The 2,862-nt window shown below is 71.9% G+C and carries 5 protein-coding genes; 1 reads left to right on the plus strand and 4 read right to left on the minus strand.

All coding sequences use genetic code 11. The features are described 5' to 3' along the window. Positions 1–182, plus strand: a 182-nt coding sequence (locus ACILRF_RS15875) for a hypothetical protein (protein ID WP_395674602.1), incomplete at its 5' end; no start/stop codon positions are given. Here ACILRF_RS15875 and ACILRF_RS15880 read toward each other — a convergent pair. From ACILRF_RS15880 to flgG, 4 genes are all read right to left on the minus strand, one after another. Next, positions 179–640: a hypothetical protein gene (locus ACILRF_RS15880; RefSeq protein ID WP_395674604.1), complete on the minus strand. Its 462-nt coding sequence runs from the start codon at positions 638–640 to the stop codon at positions 179–181. The genes ACILRF_RS15875 and ACILRF_RS15880 overlap by 4 nt on opposite strands. Before the next feature lie 54 nt (positions 641–694). Beyond that, the gene (gene flgH / locus ACILRF_RS15885) at positions 695–1,429 is read right to left on the minus strand and encodes a flagellar basal body L-ring protein FlgH (protein WP_395674606.1); all 735 of its coding nucleotides are present in this window, start codon (positions 1,427–1,429) and stop codon (positions 695–697) included. Positions 1,430–1,440: 11 nt separating this feature from the next. Further along, on the minus strand, positions 1,441–2,184 hold the full coding sequence (flgA, locus tag ACILRF_RS15890) for a flagellar basal body P-ring formation chaperone FlgA (RefSeq protein WP_395674608.1): 744 nt from the start codon (positions 2,182–2,184) through the stop codon (positions 1,441–1,443). Between the two features lie 4 nt (positions 2,185–2,188). Then, positions 2,189–2,862: flagellar basal-body rod protein FlgG (gene flgG / locus ACILRF_RS15895; RefSeq protein WP_395674610.1), on the minus strand; the 674-nt coding region annotated here is incomplete at its 5' end.

Raw genomic sequence — 2,862 nt, forward strand, 5'->3', positions numbered from 1 at the left:
CGCACGGGGCGCTCGACCGCGGGCTGAAGGTCCGCACCCTGGCGCTGCCCGACATCTTCCAGGACCACGACAAGCCCGACGCCATGTACGCCGAGGCCGGCCTCGACGCCGAAGGCATCGTGCGCGGCGCGCTGGGCGCCCTGGGCATGGACAACACCGCGGCCAAAGGCCGGCGGGCTTAAGCCGCGCGACAGCGGGTCAGGAAGTCCCGCGCCTTGGCTTTGTCGCCGGGCACCACGGTCCGCTGGCCGGCGATCGCGACGCTCAGCTCGCCGTTGTCGGCGAAGCGTTGCAGGACGGGGTCGGCCGCGCGCGTGGAGGCTTCGATCAGCAGGGCCTCGCCGAGGCCCGGGCCGGCTTGGGCGGGATAGGTGGCGCGGCGGCCGCCGGAGGCAAGCTCGAGGCGCGGTGCGCTGGCGGCGGAGTGGGCCGAGACGCGGACCTCCCCAGAGCCCGGCGCGCAACTCAGCATCAGAAGGACGTTGTCGCTCTGCGGCTGGCCAAAGGCGAGCTTGGCGCCTTCGCCTTCGATCTCGTGCAGGGTCCAGGCCATGCCGGGCATGGCGGCGGGGGTCTGCTGGTGCGCGCAGGCGCTGAGCGCACAGGCGGCGATGAAGCTGAGAGCAGCGCGGCGGCGCATTGGACGTCCCCTTCCTTGCAGAAGAGAACGCCGCCCGCCGCGCCGGGTTGCGGCCTAGAACGGCGAGAAACGCTCGACGAGCGACTGTCCGGCCGGGGTCTTCTGCACCCGGCTGATGTCGCCGCGGCCGCCGTAGCTGATGCGGGCCTCGGCGATCTGGGTGTGGCGGATGGTGTTGGCCGAGGAGATGTCCTCCGGCCGCACGACGCCCGCGACAGTCAGCTGGCGCAGTTCGGCGTTGGTGCGCACCTCCTGCGTGCCCTGGATGACGAGGTTGCCGTTGGGCAGCACGGCCGAGACGACGGCGGCGATGGTCAGGCTGATCTTCTCGGCCCTGTTCACCGCGCCGTTGCCAGTGTTGGCGGTCTTCGAGGCGGTCTCGATCAGCTGAGCCGGATCGACGGCCGGAGTGCCCGGCGGCAGGATGCGACCGATGCTGGATTCCAGGCCCAGGAGGTGCGGGATGCCCGCCGTCATGCTGCTGGTGCGCGAACTGGTGGTGGTGTTCAGCGTCTTGGCGCTGTCGTCGATGTCGATGTTGACGGTCAGGATGTCGCCGACCTTGTTCGCCCGCTGGTCGATGAAGAAGGCCCGGGCGCCGGTGCGCCACAGGGAGTTGGCGCTGGCCGCCTGGGCCGGCACGGCCGGCAGGATCACCTGGTTCTGCGGCACCAGGGCGGCGGGGTAGCCGACCGGCGCCAGTTGCGGGCCGTAGACGGCCTCCACGGCCGAGGCGCAGGCGGTCAGCGGGACCAGGGCGGCGAGGGCGAGGAGCGAGCGCAGACGCATGACGGCTTCCTTCAACGCGAGGCGTAACGGAGGGAACGGGCGGCCTTGAGGCGGTCGGCGGCGGGGCCGACGACGGCCTGGCCGGGACCGACGACCACCGCCTGGACGATCTTCTTGGACAAGGTGTTCTGGACGTTGATCTGGTCGCCGGCGGCGCCGCCGGACAGGGCCTTGCCCTGCAGGGCGAGCGAGATGCCGCCGTCCTCGTAAGCGACGGTGATCACCTCGCCGGCCTTGATGGCCTGGGCGGCCGCGACGTCGCGGGCGGAGACCGGGGCGCCGGCGCGCAGCGGACGCTTGGCGGCCAGGCCGATCACCTGGTCGGCGTCGGCCGGAGCGTCGGTCGGCGCGGCGGCGGCCTTGGCCCAGACCACATCGGCGGGGCCGACCACCTCGCCGGCGGCCAGGCTGCGGGCGTAGGTCAGGACCTCGACATTGCCTTTCGCCGCGAGGGCAGGCGCGCCGGCGCCGGCGGCGGCCGGGCCCCGCACCAGGATGCGGGCGACGCCCTCGGCGTTGGCCCAGTCGAGGCCGGCGCGGCGGGCGATCCCCTGCACGACGCGGGCGTCGAGCAGCAGGGTGGCTCCGGCCCGACGGGCGATGGGGGTCGAGGCCGCCGCTCCGGCCCCTTCGAAGAGGTCGCCGAGCGTGACGAGGCCGTCGGCGTCGGCGGTCTCGGCGCGCAGAACAACCGGCGCGGCCAGGGCGGGGGTCGCGATCGACAGCAGGGCGAGGGCGGCGGCGAAGTGCTTCATGGCCTTACGACTTCACCTGGTTGGCGACGCCCAGCATGTTGTCGGCGGTGGAGATGACCTTGGAATTCATCTCGTAGGCTCGCTGGGCGACGATCAGGGCGGTGATCTCGGACACCGCGTCGACGTTGGAGGCTTCGGTGTAGCCCTGCAGCAGCTTGCCCATGCCCTGGGTCCCCGGCGCCCCGACCAGCGGCGTGCCCGAGGCGGCGGTCTCCATCAGCAGGTTCGCGCCCTGGGCCGAGAGGCCGCCTTCGTTCATGAAGGTGGCGAGCTCGATCGTGCCGACGATGTTGGGCGTGTTCGAGCCGGGCTGGGTGACCTGGACCTGGCCGGCCGCCGAGATCGACACCTGGGTGGCGTCGTTCGGGATGGCGATGGCCGGCTGGATGACATAGCCGCCCTGGGTCACGAGCTGTCCCTGGTCGTTGATCGCGAGGTTGCCCGCCCGGGTGTAGGCGTTTTCGCCGCTGGGCAGCAGGACCTGGAAATAGCCGCGGCCCTCGATGGCGATATCGAACTGGTTGTCGGTGCGCGTCATCGCCCCCTGAGTGGCGATCCGGTAGACGCTGCCGGCCTTCACGCCGGCGCCGATCTGCACGCCGGTCGGGACGATGTTGCCCTGTTCGGAGGACTGCGCCCCGGCCTGTTCGAGGGTCTGGTAGAGGAGGTCCTGGAACT

Source organism: Phenylobacterium sp., assembly GCF_044236515.1.
Lineage (GTDB): Bacteria > Pseudomonadota > Alphaproteobacteria > Caulobacterales > Caulobacteraceae > Phenylobacterium.